12 protein-coding genes are annotated in these 14,152 nt (G+C 60.9%); 6 read left to right on the top strand and 6 right to left on the bottom strand.

Annotated features, from left to right (window positions below):
• Window positions 1–31: 31 nt before the first annotated feature.
• Window positions 32–1,105 (bottom strand): peptide chain release factor 1, encoded by a 1,074-nt coding sequence (gene prfA, locus OHL13_RS12350; RefSeq protein ID WP_263410427.1) that lies wholly within the window; start codon window positions 1,103–1,105, stop codon window positions 32–34.
• Window positions 1,106–1,280: 175 nt separating this feature from the next.
• Between prfA and OHL13_RS12345 the strand changes: the two genes are divergently transcribed.
• Window positions 1,281–3,152: an ATP-dependent DNA ligase gene (locus tag OHL13_RS12345; protein WP_263410426.1), complete on the top strand. Its 1,872-nt coding sequence runs from the start codon at window positions 1,281–1,283 to the stop codon at window positions 3,150–3,152.
• Between the two features lie 25 nt (window positions 3,153–3,177).
• Here OHL13_RS12345 and OHL13_RS12340 read toward each other — a convergent pair whose 3' ends face one another.
• A complete protein-coding gene (locus OHL13_RS12340; RefSeq protein ID WP_263410425.1) occupies window positions 3,178–3,372 on the bottom strand; it encodes a YqaE/Pmp3 family membrane protein in 195 nt (64 codons plus the stop codon).
• Window positions 3,373–3,474: 102 nt separating this feature from the next.
• Window positions 3,475–3,726 (bottom strand): hypothetical protein, encoded by a 252-nt coding sequence (locus OHL13_RS12335; RefSeq protein ID WP_263410424.1) that lies wholly within the window; start codon window positions 3,724–3,726, stop codon window positions 3,475–3,477.
• A gap of 80 nt (window positions 3,727–3,806) precedes the next feature.
• Here OHL13_RS12335 and OHL13_RS12330 point away from each other — a divergent pair, with 80 nt between their 5' ends.
• Together OHL13_RS12330 and OHL13_RS12325 are read left to right on the top strand one after the other, a co-directional pair.
• Window positions 3,807–4,841 (top strand): aldo/keto reductase, encoded by a 1,035-nt coding sequence (locus tag OHL13_RS12330; RefSeq protein ID WP_263410423.1) that lies wholly within the window; start codon window positions 3,807–3,809, stop codon window positions 4,839–4,841.
• A 105-nt stretch (window positions 4,842–4,946) separates the two neighbouring features.
• Window positions 4,947–6,371 carry a porin gene (locus OHL13_RS12325; protein WP_263410422.1) on the top strand — a complete coding sequence of 475 codons (1,425 nt, stop codon included), beginning with the start codon at window positions 4,947–4,949 and terminating at the stop codon, window positions 6,369–6,371.
• Window positions 6,372–6,480: 109 nt separating this feature from the next.
• Here OHL13_RS12325 and OHL13_RS12320 read toward each other — a convergent pair whose 3' ends face one another.
• Window positions 6,481–8,121, bottom strand: a complete 1,641-nt coding sequence (locus OHL13_RS12320) for a DHA2 family efflux MFS transporter permease subunit (protein WP_263410421.1) — start codon at window positions 8,119–8,121, stop codon at window positions 6,481–6,483.
• Window positions 8,122–8,274: 153 nt separating this feature from the next.
• Between OHL13_RS12320 and OHL13_RS12315 the strand changes: the two genes are divergently transcribed.
• Entirely contained in the window at window positions 8,275–8,847 is a 573-nt protein-coding gene (locus OHL13_RS12315; protein WP_263410420.1) for a 5' nucleotidase, NT5C type, read from the top strand.
• A gap of 14 nt (window positions 8,848–8,861) precedes the next feature.
• On the opposite strand, the gene OHL13_RS12310 is transcribed toward OHL13_RS12315, so the two are convergent.
• Window positions 8,862–9,584, bottom strand: a complete 723-nt coding sequence (locus OHL13_RS12310) for a helix-turn-helix domain-containing protein (RefSeq protein ID WP_263410419.1) — start codon at window positions 9,582–9,584, stop codon at window positions 8,862–8,864.
• Window positions 9,585–9,826: 242 nt separating this feature from the next.
• On the opposite strand from OHL13_RS12310, the gene OHL13_RS12305 reads away from it, so the two are divergent.
• Both OHL13_RS12305 and OHL13_RS12300 read left to right on the top strand, forming a co-directional pair.
• Window positions 9,827–10,741: a fibronectin type III domain-containing protein gene (locus tag OHL13_RS12305; protein WP_263410418.1), complete on the top strand. Its 915-nt coding sequence runs from the start codon at window positions 9,827–9,829 to the stop codon at window positions 10,739–10,741.
• Window positions 10,738–11,499, top strand: a complete 762-nt coding sequence (locus OHL13_RS12300; protein WP_263410417.1) for a fumarylacetoacetate hydrolase family protein — start codon at window positions 10,738–10,740, stop codon at window positions 11,497–11,499. Before OHL13_RS12305 ends, OHL13_RS12300 begins: the two co-directional genes overlap by 4 nt.
• Before the next feature lie 157 nt (window positions 11,500–11,656).
• On the opposite strand, the gene OHL13_RS12295 is transcribed toward OHL13_RS12300, so the two are convergent.
• Window positions 11,657–14,011, bottom strand: coding sequence for an Orn/Lys/Arg family decarboxylase (locus tag OHL13_RS12295; RefSeq protein WP_263410416.1), 2,355 nt, complete (start codon window positions 14,009–14,011; stop codon window positions 11,657–11,659).
• Between the last annotated feature and the right edge of the window lie 141 nt (window positions 14,012–14,152).

Below are 14,152 nucleotides of genomic sequence, written 5' to 3'. Positions count from 1 at the left end.
ACCCGGAAGGGGTTCCGGATGTGGGGATGCATCAGGCAGCGGTAGCTTCGGCCTTCAGGCGTTCAGCCGTGTCGTGCGCGATGAGTGCGTCGACCGCGGGCTGCAGCTTGCCTTCCATTACCAGGTCAAGCTGGTGCAGCGTCAGGCCGATACGGTGATCCGTGAAGCGGTTCTGCGGGAAGTTGTAGGTACGGATCTTCTCGCTGCGATCGCCTGAACCCACCTGCTGCTTACGCGCGCTGGCCTGGGCCTGGTGCTGTTTCTCCATCTCCACTTCGTAGAGACGCGAGCGCAGAACACGCATGGCCTTTTCACGGTTCTTGATCTGCGACTTCTCGTCCTGGCAGCTTACAACCGTGTTGGTCGGGATATGCGTAATGCGGATCGCAGAGTAGGTCGTGTTCACGGACTGTCCGCCGGGGCCGGAGGAGCAGAAGGTATCGATGCGCAGGTCTTTCTGCTCAATCTTGATGTCGACCTCTTCGGCTTCCGGCAGAACGGCGACCGTGACGGCCGAGGTATGCACGCGGCCCTGGGTCTCGGTTGCGGGAACGCGCTGCACGCGGTGTACGCCGGACTCGTACTTCAACTGCGAGTAGACGCGGTCGCCTTCGATCAGAGCGGTGACTTCCTTCAGACCGCCGACCGAGGACTCGGTCTCAGACATGATTTCGACCTTCCAGCGATGCACTTCGGCGAAGCGCAGGTACATGCGGAAGAGCTCCGCCGCGAAGAGCGAAGCTTCGTCGCCGCCGGTGGCCGCGCGAATTTCCAGGACGATGTTCTTGTCGTCGTTCGGGTCCTTGGGCAGCAGCATCACCTTCAGGGCGTCTTCCACGGCAGGCAGGCGCTCCTGCAGGGTTGCGAGCTCTTCCTGGGCCATGGCCTTGATGTCGGGGTCGGTCTCTGCCAGCATCGTCTTCGCGTCGGAGATGCCAAGCTGGATCTGCTTGTACTCACGGAACTTTTCGACTGTCGGTTCCATGTCGCGGTGCTGCTTGGCGGTCTTCTGGTAGCGCTGCTGGTCGGTGACGATAGCCGGGTCGGCAAGCTCGCGCGAGAGCTCGTCGTAGCGGTCTTCGAGTTGTTGCAGGCGGTCAAACATAGGTATGCCCTTTTGAGAGTGCTGAAAATTAGATGAGGAGGCGCAATAAAACGGCGCAGCAGCGGCGCGAACTTGGCGCAGCTAGGCGAAGTCGTGGCGGGCCGGATTGGAACGGTGGCTGCGCATGTGCCTGCTTCTAGGATACTCCGGTTTGTTTCTGCATCCTAGTCTTTGAATGGCCCAGTTTTCCCAACTTGCAACCCTGGCGGAGGAACTGGCGGGTACCGCCAGCCGCCTGAAAAAGCGGGCGGCAATCTCCGCCGCACTTGCGCAGGTGCAGCAGCAGGGCACAGGCGAGGCCGGCCTGTTTGCCCAGTACCTGGCCGGGCTGCCCTTTGCCGAGGCCGACAGCCGCAAGCTGAACGCCGGCGGAGCCATGCTCAGCGGCCTTGTGAAGGAGGTGTCCGGTGCGACAGACGCGGAGCTTTCGGCGGCCTATCGCAGGCATGGCGACCTGGGGGCTGCCGCAGCGGAGCTGCTCCAGGGAACAGGCAACAACAGGGCACAGGGATCGGCCGGCATTGGTTTGCGGGAGGTGGAGGAGGCGTTTGCTGCTTCGGCCACCGCGAAGTCGACGGCTGCTCGCAGGCAGGTGCTTAGGGATCTGTTGCGGAAGGCCGCTCCGCTGGAGGCGAAGTACCTGCTGAAGCTGATGCTTGGCGATATGCGCATCGGTGTCAAGCAGGCGCTGGTGGAAGAGGCCATCGCTGAAGCGGCGGGGGCAGCAGTGCCTGCCGTACGCAATGCCGTCATGCTGGAGGCTGACCTGGCCGGAGCGGTCGCTCGGGCCTTCGCCGGAACGCTGCACGAGGCGAGAATGCGGCTCTTTCATCCGCTGGGCTTCATGCTGGCCTCGCCGGTGGAGTCGCCGGAAGAAGCGGTGGAACGGTTTGCCTCGACGAAGGAAGCGGCCGAGGCGGCGGATGTGGCTCTTGAAGAGAAAGAACCAAAGCGGGAAGCAGATCCCTCCGCCGCTCTGCGGGATGACAACCAGAAAGACGAAAGCGTGCCGCCCGAATTGCTCCACATTGAAGCTCTGGTCGAAGACAAGTACGACGGCATGCGAGCGCAGGTGCACTGTGGTGTGGAGGGCCGCGTCGCCATCTACTCTCGCAACCGCGAGGAGATTACGGAGAGCTATCCCGAGCTGGTGGAGGCTTTTGACAATGTTCCCGAGCCCCTGATTCTTGACGGCGAGATTCTTGGCTGGGATCTTGCCGCGCAACGCGCTCTGCCTTTCGCCGTGCTGGGGACGCGCATCGGCCGCAAGAAGGTGACCGATGTGATGCGGGCACAGGTGCCGGTGGTCTTCATGGCCTTTGACCTGATGTTCGCCGCGGGAGAGCTGAAGCTGGACCTGCCGCTGCGATCGCGGCGCAACCAGTTGGAAGCCGTGGCGGAGCGTATCTCCGGCATAACGCGTTCGCCGATTGAGAAAAGCGCGGGCAGCCTTTTTGCAGGGGAAGACCCGCCGGTGGAGCGGCTGATTCTTTCTCCATCGTTTGTGGTGGAGAGTGCCGATGATATCGACCGCGTCTATCGCGAAGCGCGCGAGCGCGGCAATGAAGGTGTGATGCTGAAGGCGATGGACTCGACATACCAGCCCGGTCGCCGAGGCCTGCTGTGGATGAAGCTGAAGCGCGAACTGGCGACACTGGATGTGGTCGTCACCGGCTGCGAGTTCGGCCACGGCAAACGCGCCGGCCTGTTGAGCGATTACACCTTCGCCGTGCGCGGACCGGGCGGGGAGTTGTTGAACGTAGGCAAGGCCTACTCCGGCCTGACGGATGTTGAGATTGGGGAACTAACGCAGTGGATGAAGGACCACACGCTCGAAGACTTCGGTCACTTCCGCACGGTGGAGCCGCTGACGGTCTTCGAGGTCGCCTTCAATAACATCATGCGCTCGGAGCGCCACGCCAGCGGCTTCGCTCTGCGCTTTCCGCGCATCGTGAGGATCAGGACGGACAAGCCAGTGGAGGAGATTGATACGCTGGAGCGCGTGGAAGCGATCTACCAGTCACAACCCGATAAAGCTGGCGCATAGCGCGCAGCCCGACAGAGCCGAAGCTTTAATACCGATGCGCCATGGCGCGGGCAATTTTGCGGTCTGTCTTGTATTGCGAAAGCGCATAGACGGCCCAGATGGTCGCCGGAATCCAGCCCAGCAGCGTGCACTGCAGCAGCAGGCACAGCAGGCCGGTGAACGGCCGTCCGATCAGGAAGAACGTGAGCCACGGAAACAGGAAGGCGATCAGTAGTCTCATGCAAGCAAGATACGCTTGTGCGTGGCCGCCGGTTCCGTGGGTAAGGAAAAGGCGAGAAACAGATCCCTCGCTCCGCTCAGGATGGCAAACAAGGAAAGGCCGTCAGAAGAGCGTCGGCAGCATCTCCGGCGCCGGCTGGCCGGGTTTGCCGTCCTGGCACCGTGGGCATTTGCGTTTGTGGATATCGATGCCGTCGGTGCCGTACTCAAAGCCGCAGCCGTAGCGTTCGCAGCGCATCTTGTAGGTGTTCTGGTTGGGCTGGCTGGAGTCGACCCAGGCCGCTTTACCAATCACCTTCTGCTTGTTGCTGTTCACAAACCCGGGGCGCGTCGTTGGAGCTTCACTGCGTGACATAACGAATTCGAGAATAACGGATGCAAGGCGCGTCCGATGTGGAAGCTGACGCATCCCATCTCTATAAGGAGCCAATCGGAATGGAATACAGACTGCTGGGAAATTCCGGCCTGCGCGTCTCGGAGCTTTGCTTCGGGGCAGGAACCTTCGGGCGCAACAATGAATTCTTCAATGCATGGGGCCTGGTGGAAGGTGCGGAAGCCAAGCGCATTGTGGATCTCTGTGTCGACGCTGGCATTAACTTCTTCGATACCGCCGATGTTTATTCCAACGGCGAGAGCGAAAAGGTCCTGGGTGAGTCGATTGCCCACCTGGACCGCTCGCAGCTTGTGATCGGCAGCAAGGCGACCTTTCGCCTGGGAGAGGGCATCAACGATGTGGGCCAGTCGCGCCACCATCTCATCCGTTCGATTGAAGGCAGCCTGAAGCGCCTGAACACGGACTACATCGACATCTTTTACATGCACGAGGTCGACGCCCTGACGCCGATCGAAGAGACGCTGCATACGCTGAATCGCGCGGTAGAAGACGGCAAGATCCGTTACATCGGCTGCTCGAACTTCTCCGGCTGGCAGCTCATGAAGTCGCTCTCCATCAGCGAGCGTTACGGCTGGTCGAAGTACGTGGTGCAGCAGAGCTTCTACTCGCTGCTGGGCCGCGATTTCGAATGGGAGCTGATGCCGCTGGGCCAGAGCGAGAAGGTAGGCACCGTGGTGTGGTCGCCCCTCGGATGGGGACGCCTGACCGGCAAGCTGGGCCGCAACAAACCGAAGCCGGAGACCAGCCGCCTGAACGATCCAAAGAACGTCGCCGCAGGCCCGCAGATCGCCGACGAGCACCTGTACACCGTCACCGATGCGCTGGAAGAGATCTCGAAGGATACGGGCAGGTCTATCCCGGAGATTTCACTCAACTGGCTGCTGCAGCGGCCCACGGTTTCCTCGCTCATCATCGGTGCTCGCGACGAAAAGCAGCTCAAGCAGAACCTGGAAGCGGTGGGCTGGAAGCTGACCGCGGAGCAGATGAAGAAGCTGGACGATGCCAGCAAGGTGAGCCCGGCATATCCGTACTGGCACCAGCACCAGTTTCCGGAGCGTAACCCGGACCTGTTGTAACTGCTTACGATCTTTTAGCGCTTTCTCTACGTCTTTTTTACGGAGCGCAGACGTAGCCTCATACCTGTTGCCTTTGCTGTCCCCTGCAAAGGCAACAGGAGTGATATGAGCTACACGAATTTTGGTACCGGTTTTGCCCGCGTGATCTGCGCGGGCTTTGTTTTGCTTGCAGCCATTGGCACCCAGGCGCAGGCACAGGATGCTCCGCAACAGAATGATCTGAAGGGCAACTTCCTCCAGAGGCTTGGCGGCTATTACAAGGCCGACTGGACAGGCAAGCTGCCGGGTGGTCCGGCACCCGAACGCCGTGCGCTGGATGCACCGCTGAACTCGCCTCCCTTTCCCGGCTCCGACTGGGGCTATGGCGGTTCGTCGCTGCTGGGCGTGCCGGACGGCAACGTGTATCCGCTGATGACCGCGTTGAAGAAGCAGAGAGCGCGCACGAAGATCTATGGCTGGATCGCGCCCAGCGTGAATGCCAGTACTTCCTCGGGAAATAACTTCCCCGTGTCGTATGACATCTTCCCGAATCGCATTGAGTTGAACCAGGCGGTGGTGTACGTGGAGCGCCTGCCGGATACCGTGCAGAAAAAGCACTTCGACTATGGCTACCACTTCACGGCCTTCTATGGCATTGACTACCGTTTCACTACGGCGAAGGACTACCTGAGCCAGCAGCTTCTGCAGAAGAACAAGAAGTACGGCTTTGACCCGGTGCTGGAGTATGCCGATCTTTACTTCCCCGTGAAGGAAGGCCTCAACATCCGCATCGGCCGCTTCCTGTCGGTGCCGGGCATTGAGGCACAGCTTGCGCCCAACAACTACAACATGACGCACTCACTGCTATACACGATTGATCCGTTTACAGACACGGGTATCCTGGCATCGCTGAAGCTGAACAAACAGTGGATGGTGCAGCTTGGTGTGTCGGCGAGCCACGACGTGGCTCCGTGGTCGGACGATCGCAAGCCCTCGGCGATTGCGTGCCTCAACTACTCGACGAAGAGCAATCACGATAACTTTTATGCCTGTGCCAACGGCATCAACGATGGCAAGTATGCGTACAACAACCTGCAGCATTACGATGCCACCTGGTACCACCGCTTCAACGCAAAGTGGCACATGGCGACCGAGGCCTGGTACATGTACGAGCGCGAGGTGCCGAACGTCGCCGGCAATGTGACCAACCCTGTCCCGACGGAGACTGGAGCCAATGGCGCCTACTGTGCTGCTGGTCAGCGCACCTGTACCGCGCCAGAGTATGCCTTCGTCAACTACGTCAACCGGCAGATCAATCCGAAGCTCTTCGTCGGCTTCCGGTCTGACCTGCTGAATGACAAGAAGGGACAGCGCACCGGTATCGCCACAAAGTACACGGAGAACACTTTGTATGCGACGCAGTACATCGGCAGCACGATCCTGCTGCGGCCGGAGGTGCGCTTTGATCACTCCTGGGACAAGCGTGGTTATGACAACGGCACGGCACGGAACCAGTTCTTCTTCGGCATGGACCTGATCTACAAGTTCTAGCCGTTGCCATCTCTCCACTGCGCTTCGCTCCGGTCGAGATGACAGGATTATCCTGCAAATAACAAAGGCAGCCTTATGGGCTGCCTTTGTTATTTGCTTCTAAGAATGCTTAGTGTCCCGCAGATGCGCTTGCGCCCTTCGGGGGCTTGGGCAGCAGGAACAGCAGTGGCAGCATGCAGGCGCAGAACACCGTCAGGTAGCGGATGATGTCGATGTATGCCAGCGACTGCGCCTGTCGATGCATCATGTTGTAGATGTACGCCTGTGCCGTATGCAGGGCGCCCTGCGAGCTGGAGCCTCCATTGCCGCCGGCAAACGTGCTTGCAAACGAATGCACGCGATCCATGAAGGTTAGGTCGCCCGGCGTCAGGTTGCGGATCATCGAGTTTTCATGCGCCGCGGTTCGTCGTGTCAGCATGGTGGCCATGAACGCGGTTCCGCATGAACCGCCCACGTTACGCGCCAGGTTGGTCAAACCGGAGACGTCGTTGTTCTCGTTCTGCTTCACCCCGATGTACGCAATCGTATTGATCGGAATGAACAGGAAGGCGAGCCCCGATGCCTGGAATATACGCATGACGACCAGCGTTCCGTAACTTGCATCCAGGTTGATGTTCGCCATGTAGACCAGCGATATGGTCAACATACTGAAGCCGAAGGCAATCAGTTTTCGCGGGTCCACCTTACTCGACAGGAAGCCCACCACGGGCATCATGGCCATCATCATGAACCCGGCCGGTGACAGCACTTTACCCGCCAGCTCCGCTGTGTATCCTAGCAAGGTCTGTACGTACTGCGGAATCAGGATGGTGGTGCCGTATAGAGAAAAGCCCAGGACGAACATCAGGATGAAGCTGATGGCGAAGTTACGCCGCTTGAACAGCGTCAGGTTCACGATCGGCCGGTGGCCCTCGCGAAGCTGTTTGATCTCCCACCAGATCATGCTGAAGAAGGCGACGACCATGGCGACGGTGAAGAAGGTGATGGCCCTCGACGAGAACCAGTCATCTTCCTGTCCCTTGTCGAGCACGAACTCCAGCGAGCCGAAGGTCAGGCCCAGCAGGGCGAAGCCGAGGAAGTCCAGGCGGATGCCGCCCTTCTGTGCTTCTTTCACCTGCTTCTCCACATACGGTGGATCTTCAACGATGCGGCTGGTCAGGAAAAGCGAGAGCAGGCAGATGGGCACATTCAGGAAGAAGATCCATCGCCAGTCGTAGTTGTCCGTAATCCATCCGCCCAGCGTGGGGCCAATGGCCGGGGCTACAACGACGGCGAGGCCGTACATGGCGAAGGCCTGCCCTCGTTTTTCGGGGGGGAAGGTGTCGGCCAGGATGGCCTGTTCTGACGGAGCCAGGCCGCCGCCGCCAACGCCCTGCAGAATGCGGAAGAAGACCAGCAGCGGCAGCGACGGCGCAAGGCCGCACAGGGCGGAGGAGATGCCGAACAGCGCCACGCAGATCATGTAGAACTTCTTGCGCCCGATGAAGGTGGTCATGTAGGCGCCGGCCGGCAGAATGATAGCGTTGGCCACCAGGTAGGCGGTCAGCACCCAGGTCGCTTCATCCTGGCTGGCTCCCAGGCCGCCGGCAATATGCGGCAGGGCAACGTTCGCAATGGAGGTGTCCAGCACCTCCATGAACGTGGCCAGGGTCACCGTCATGGCAACGATCCATGGGTTGATCTTTGGCCGCCAGGGCTGGGCCGCGGCATTGGGCGCAGTGTTTGTATCCAGGGTCGCGGTAGCGCTCATTCGTGTCCGATGCTTAAAGGGTCGTGATGCTTATGGGTTTGGATTGTGCGGCCTGTCCGTCAGATGCAGTTTATTCGCATCGTGTCCAGCCCAGAAAGGGCAGCGGGATGCAGCCTCGCCGCCGGAAGGGGTAGGATCAGACAGGGAATCTCTATGTCACTGAAACGAATCTGCATCGATATGGACGAGGTGATGGCCGACACCCTCGGTGAGCACCTTGCGCGCTACAACCGCGACCACGGTGAGCAGATTTCGAAGGAAGACCTGACCGGCAAATGGATCTGGGACGTGGTTTCCATTGACCGTCACCACATGCTGCACAGCTACCTGTTCAGTGAGGATTTTTTCGCCGACCTGCCCATTATGGACGATGCGCCGCGCGTGATTCAGGCGCTGCAAAGCCGGTATGAGGTCTTTATCGCTTCCGCCGCCATGGAGGTTCCGACCTCCTTCGCCGCCAAATTCCGCTGGCTGGAACGCCATTTCCCGTTCCTGCCGCCGTCGCACATCGTTTTCTGCGGCGACAAGGGGATTCTGGAGGCGGATTACCTAATCGACGACAACCCCCGCCAGTTCCGGCGCTTCAAGGGAGAAGGCATCCTGTTCACCTCGCCGCACAACAAGCTCATCAAGGGCTACCGGCGGGTGGATAACTGGCTGGACGTGGAACGGCTCTTCCTGGGTACAGGCACCGAAGCCGGCACCCAGGAAAAGCTTATTCCCTGATCAATTCTGACAACTCAGGCACTTTGCGGGCGGTTGACTACAGCCAGCCGGCGCCCCCCGGAGGGACCGCTCACCGAGGGACGGGGTGAGATCTCCGCCTGGTTGGCTGCCTGCATGCTGATGATCAACGCGCGCGCCGGTTTGTCGCCTACGCACTGATAGTTGTGGATGGTGTTGGAGTCGAAGTACACGGCATCGTTGGCGGTTAGCACATGCACCTGTCCGCCATGGGTAACCTGCAGTTGGCCATCCAGCAGGTACAGGAACTCGTGCCCCGGGTGCTGGTGGGCGCGGGTCTCGCGGCCCGGCTGCGGTGGCAAAAATTCGGCCAGGTAAGGATCGAGCTGACGATCCGGCACCAGGTAACCCAGGTTCTCAAAATAGTAGGCCGGGTTTTCCGCGCCGGACTGTGGCATCTTCACGCGCTCCGTGGCGCGGTGAACGCGGAACAGGGGACGTGGCTCGGGCTCGAAAAAGTACGACAGGTCCTTGGAGAAGACCAGGGCAATGCGCGCCAGGTTTCGCAGCGTGGGAACAACACGGCCTGTCTCAATCTGCGAAAGAAAGCTGGCGGAAAGCCCGGTATGGCGGCCAAGTTCAACCAGCCCCATGGATTTTTTCAGGCGCAGGGCCTTAACGCGCTCTCCAAGGCGCTTTTCCTGGATCGTGGATTCGGCAGCTTCGGCAACGGGATCGGGAGAAACGGGAGCTTCTGGAAGTGCGGCTACGGTAGACATACTTTTCGTCTCCTGAACAAAGAACGCTGCTCATGTAAAAACGGATTTTGACCGCACGAACTTTTTTTGTGGGCGGTAGGGCTCTAGTAGCGATGCTAGTCTCTAAAGGCATGCGCCTCTGGGAAAAAAGCGCTTCCTTATCTTTATTTTGCGCACTCCTGGCGGTGGCTGGATGCGCGAACCCCGGCCCTCCAAAACCACCTTCCCTGCACCTTGCGCGGATTCCGTCGGATTTTTCGGCGATGCGGCAGGGCGGCAGGACGCTCTTTCATCTGACGCTGCCCAAAGCCACCACGGACGGTGAGCCGCTGGATCGCGACTCCCACGTGGAGATCTGCCGGGCGGAAGGAACAGAGGAGTGCCGTCCGGTAATCCGTATTCCCGCCAGCCAAATCAATGACTTGCAGGATACTTTGCCGCAGGGCCTGGCGACGGGCTCCTTGGTGGACCTCCATTACCGGGTGCGGATTACCAACGCGCAGGGACGCGCCGCTGGCTGGTCAAACCCTGTGACGGTTGCGGGCGGCAACGCTCCGGAGCCGCCGCAGAACCTGAAGGCGGAACTCGGAGGCGAGGGGCTGGTGCTGCGCTGGACGCCGTCGGCGGCATCGTTTGACCAGGTCCGCATCGTGCGGACCGAGCCGGACAAGCCAAAGCAGAAAAAAAGCCCCATGGACCGCCAGGACTCGCCCGCGGAGACCGTGCTTGCCGTCTCCGCGACGCAGGGAGACCCCGGCGGTGCCGTCGATCCCACGGCGCAGGCCGGGCAGCGTTACCTGTACCGTGTGGAGCGCCGCCGCAACGTCAAGCTGGCAGGCGTCGATACCGTGCTGGGCAGCCAGATGACGGAGCTGGATACCGGGGTGCTGCGTGACACGATCCCGCCGGCGGTACCGCAGTCTCTGGAGGCGCTGGCCTCGGAGACCGGCATCTCACTCTCCTGGCAGCCGGGAACAGAACCGGACATTGCCGGATACGTGGTCTACCGCGCCGACGACAACAGCGAGGTCCGCCTGAATCCTGTCCCGGTAGCCTCGCCGCAGTTTGCCGACACTACCGCCGTGAAGGGCAGGCGCTACCGCTATCGCATTACCGCCGTGGATCGCATGGGCAACGAAAGCGGTAAGAGCGAGCCTGTCACCGAGGAGATGCGATGAAGTACTGCCGTTTTCTGGCCGATGGCCAGCCGTTGTATGGCCGCGTGGAAGCCGGCCGCATCGTCGCACAGGCGGTGAGCTTCGAAGCTCTCTCCTTCGGATCTGCCGTCGACCTGCTTCTTGAAGAAGCCGAGCTGCTGCCGCCCGTCGAGCCGTCGAAGATCGTCTGCGTGGGACGCAACTACCGCGACCACGCCACGGAGCTGGGGAACGATATTCCCAGCGAGCCGCTGCTCTTCCTCAAGCCGCCATCGGCTCTGCTGGCGCCGGGCGGAAGCATCTGGAAGCCAGCCATCACTCAGCGGCTGGACTTTGAAGGCGAGCTGGGCATTGTCATTGGCAAACGGGCCAGCCGTATTGGGCCGGACGAGGACGTCAGCAGCTACATCCGCGGCTACACCATCGTGAATGACGTCACCATGCGCGACATTCAGAAGTCCGACGGCCAGTGGACGCGCGGCAAGGGCTTTGACACCTCCTGCCCGGTGGGGCCCGTCGTCACCGCGGAGATTGACCCGATCCTCGGTTCGCTGACCGTGGAGACGCACCTGAACGGCGAACTGCGCCAGCACGGCGAGACACGCGACTTTATCTTCCCCATCCCGGAGCTGCTGCGCTACATCACTGCTGTCATCACGCTGGAACCGGGCGACCTGATTCCGACCGGAACGCCTGCGGGCGTCGGCCCCATGCAGAGCGGCGATGTGGTGGAGGTGAAGATTCAGGGGATTGGCGTGCTTAGGAACGTGGTGGCTTAGCGTTCCTCCTCCTGCAAAGTCCTGTCATCCCGACCGGAGCGAAGCGCAGTGGAGGGATCTGCATTCAGGGGAAGAGAACAGCCACATGCAGGTTTCTCCGCTCCGCAGGATGGAATTGCCGTCCTGCGGAGCGGAGAAATGACAGAGAGGGAACGGGTTACGCCTTTGAAGCCGTCCGCGGCTTCTTCTTCTTGACGCGGCGTTTCTTCTCAATCACGGCGCGCATCCAGTAGTTGCCTTCGCTGTCGACCTCAATGCCGTGGACCTCGCGCTCAAAGCCGGGGAAGCGCTTGCCGAACTTCTCCATGGCCAGGATCAGCTTGATGACCGGACTGTTGGGGCCGCCCAGGCGCTCGCCCGGCATCGACATCGGGATACCCGGAGGATACGGCACCAGCATTACGGCGGCGATACGGCCGGCCATCTTGGCAAAGGGCACGCGCTCGGTCTCGTTGCGCACCAGCTTCTGGTAGGTCTGCGCCGGGGTCAGAACGGGGTCAAAGTCCTCGTCGCAGGCGGCGTTGACCAGACCCGCGAGGTTCAGCTCAATCATCGCCTCGTGCATCTCGTCGGAGAGTTCCTTCAGCGTCTGGTGACGATAGCGGTGCGGGAACTTCTGCACCAGCTCCGGGAGGGCTTCTTCCAGGGACGCTTCAGAATCGAACAGCCGCTTGAACTCAAACAGGTTCTCCAGCAGCGATCCCCACTTGCCCTTCGAGGTTCCCACCGAGAACAGCACCAGCACTGTGTAATCGCCGGTGCGGGCAATTTCCACACGGCGGGAGTCAAGGAACTCAGTCAGGATGGCGCCCGGGATACCCCAGTCGGCCACCGTGCCCTGCGCGTCCACACCGGGGGTCAGGATGGTCACCTTCGTCGGGTCCAGCATGCAGTACTCGTCCGCGATGTCGGCATCCTGGTAGCCGTGCCAGTCGTGGCCGGGCTTCAGTGTCCAGCAGGAGGGGTTCGTGGCCAGCAGCTCGTCCGGTGCTTCCTCAAACAGGTGTGTCTCGCCGGTGTGCGGATCGGTGACGGACTCCGGCTGGAAAAGGCGGAAGAACCATCCATCGCCATTGTCTTCGGTTGCGCGCAGACGGTGAGCAACGGAAGACATGGCCTTGCGGAAGCTGATGGCGTCCTGAATGGTGTCTTCCATCAGCGTGGGGCCGGCAGGCTCATCCATCATGGCCGCGGCCACGTCCAGCGAGGCGATCAGCGGATAGAACGGCGAGGTGGTGCCGTGCATCATGAAGGATTCGTTGAACTGGTCAAAGTCCATCGGAGCGCGCTCCGACAGTGTGACGTGGATCATCGATCCCATGGAAAAGGCCGGCAGCATCTTGTGGGTGGACTGTACGGCGAAGATTGCCGGACGGTTCGGCATGTCCTCCGGAACGCCCATGGCGTAGCGGCCCTTGTAGATGGGGTGGAACTTGGCGTAGGCGTACCATGCCTCGTCAAAATGAACGCGCGGAACAGAGGCAGCCAGCTCCTTCACCACGCGATTCACGTCGTAGCAAAGGCCGTCGTAGGTGGAGTTGGTCACCACCGCGTAGGTGGCCTCCTGCGAGGTAGCACCCTTGCAGAACGGGCTCTTCGCGATCAGGTCGCGGACGTTCTTCGGGCTGAAGCGCTTCAGCGGCACCAGGCCGATCATGCCGTAGCCGTTGCGCGTCGGCTTGAAGTACACGGGCCGCGCTCCGGTGACGGTAAGCGAGTGGCAGATGGACTTGTGGCAGTTGGCGTCGGCAAGAACGATATCGTCCTGCGCGATGACGCCGTGACCGACGATCTGGTTGGAGGTGGACGATCCGCCAAGGACGAAGAAGGTCCAGTCCGCGCCGAAGATGCGGGCGGCGTTGCGCTCGGCGTCTCCAGGAGGTCCGATGTGGTCCAGCCAGCTGCCCAGAGGAGCCGTCGAGATGCCGAGGTCGGAGCGCATCAGGTTCTCACCGAAGAAGCGGTGGAACTCCTGGCCGATGGGGTGCTTCAGAAAGGCGACGCCCCCCATGTGGCCGGGCGCGTCCCAGCTATAGGCGCCCTGGTCGGTGTACTTCTTCAGTTCGCGGAAGTAAGGCGGCAGCAGGGTCTCGTGGTAACGCTCCACGGCGAAGTCGACGCGGTTGGCGATAAAGGCCGGGGTGTCGCCGAAGAGGTGAATGTACTCATGCACCTGCTTGACCACTTCGATCGGCAGTTCGCTGACCAGGGTACGGTCGGCGATCAGGAAGATCGGGATCTTCTTGTTGTGGCGGCGGACAGCGCGCAGAATCTGCAGCGCCTCGCGCTCTTCAAACTGGTTGTCGCCCTCAAGGTCCCAGTCCAGCAGAACAGCCGAATAGGAGGGGTCGGAGATGACCAGCGACAGGCCGTCCTCCGGCGTCGTCGTACGGACGACGTCGTAACCCTCTTCCGAGATGGCATCGACCAGCCGCTCCATCGCACGGTCAGAAACAGATTCCGTGCCACCGACCTCGGAGGCAATCAAAAGGACCCAGCGCTTTTCACTCATACCAGCTATGTATGCTATCGCGATTGCGTGGTTTGTGCGTGATCAGGCGGCATCGGTTCCGTAACCGTAACAAGGTCGTGCCGCGCACCAGAGGAGATTTATCCTAAGCCGCTCCTCGAGAAAGACATCCGGGTCCCCCTC

Source organism: Terriglobus tenax (assembly GCF_025685395.1).
GTDB lineage: Bacteria > Acidobacteriota > Terriglobia > Terriglobales > Acidobacteriaceae > Terriglobus > Terriglobus tenax.
The sequence above is the reverse complement of the archived record's forward strand: the minus strand, read 5'-3'. Positions and strand labels throughout refer to the sequence as shown.

What these genes read in the sequence shown, in the direction of transcription:
- prfA (WP_263410427.1), bottom strand. Translation starts at nt 1,105, where the DNA reads ATGTTTGACCGCCTGCAACAACTCGAAGACCGCTACGACGAGCTCTCG.
- OHL13_RS12345 (WP_263410426.1), top strand. Translation starts at nt 1,281, where the DNA reads ATGGCCCAGTTTTCCCAACTTGCAACCCTGGCGGAGGAACTGGCGGGT.
- OHL13_RS12340 (WP_263410425.1), bottom strand. Translation starts at nt 3,372, where the DNA reads ATGAGACTACTGATCGCCTTCCTGTTTCCGTGGCTCACGTTCTTCCTG.
- OHL13_RS12335 (WP_263410424.1), bottom strand. Translation starts at nt 3,726, where the DNA reads ATGTCACGCAGTGAAGCTCCAACGACGCGCCCCGGGTTTGTGAACAGC.
- OHL13_RS12330 (WP_263410423.1), top strand. Translation starts at nt 3,807, where the DNA reads ATGGAATACAGACTGCTGGGAAATTCCGGCCTGCGCGTCTCGGAGCTT.
- OHL13_RS12325 (WP_263410422.1), top strand. Translation starts at nt 4,947, where the DNA reads ATGAGCTACACGAATTTTGGTACCGGTTTTGCCCGCGTGATCTGCGCG.
- OHL13_RS12320 (WP_263410421.1), bottom strand. Translation starts at nt 8,121, where the DNA reads ATGAGCGCTACCGCGACCCTGGATACAAACACTGCGCCCAATGCCGCG.
- OHL13_RS12315 (WP_263410420.1), top strand. Translation starts at nt 8,275, where the DNA reads ATGTCACTGAAACGAATCTGCATCGATATGGACGAGGTGATGGCCGAC.
- OHL13_RS12310 (WP_263410419.1), bottom strand. Translation starts at nt 9,584, where the DNA reads ATGTCTACCGTAGCCGCACTTCCAGAAGCTCCCGTTTCTCCCGATCCC.
- OHL13_RS12305 (WP_263410418.1), top strand. Translation starts at nt 9,827, where the DNA reads ATGCGGCAGGGCGGCAGGACGCTCTTTCATCTGACGCTGCCCAAAGCC.
- OHL13_RS12300 (WP_263410417.1), top strand. Translation starts at nt 10,738, where the DNA reads ATGAAGTACTGCCGTTTTCTGGCCGATGGCCAGCCGTTGTATGGCCGC.
- OHL13_RS12295 (WP_263410416.1), bottom strand. Translation starts at nt 14,011, where the DNA reads ATGAGTGAAAAGCGCTGGGTCCTTTTGATTGCCTCCGAGGTCGGTGGC.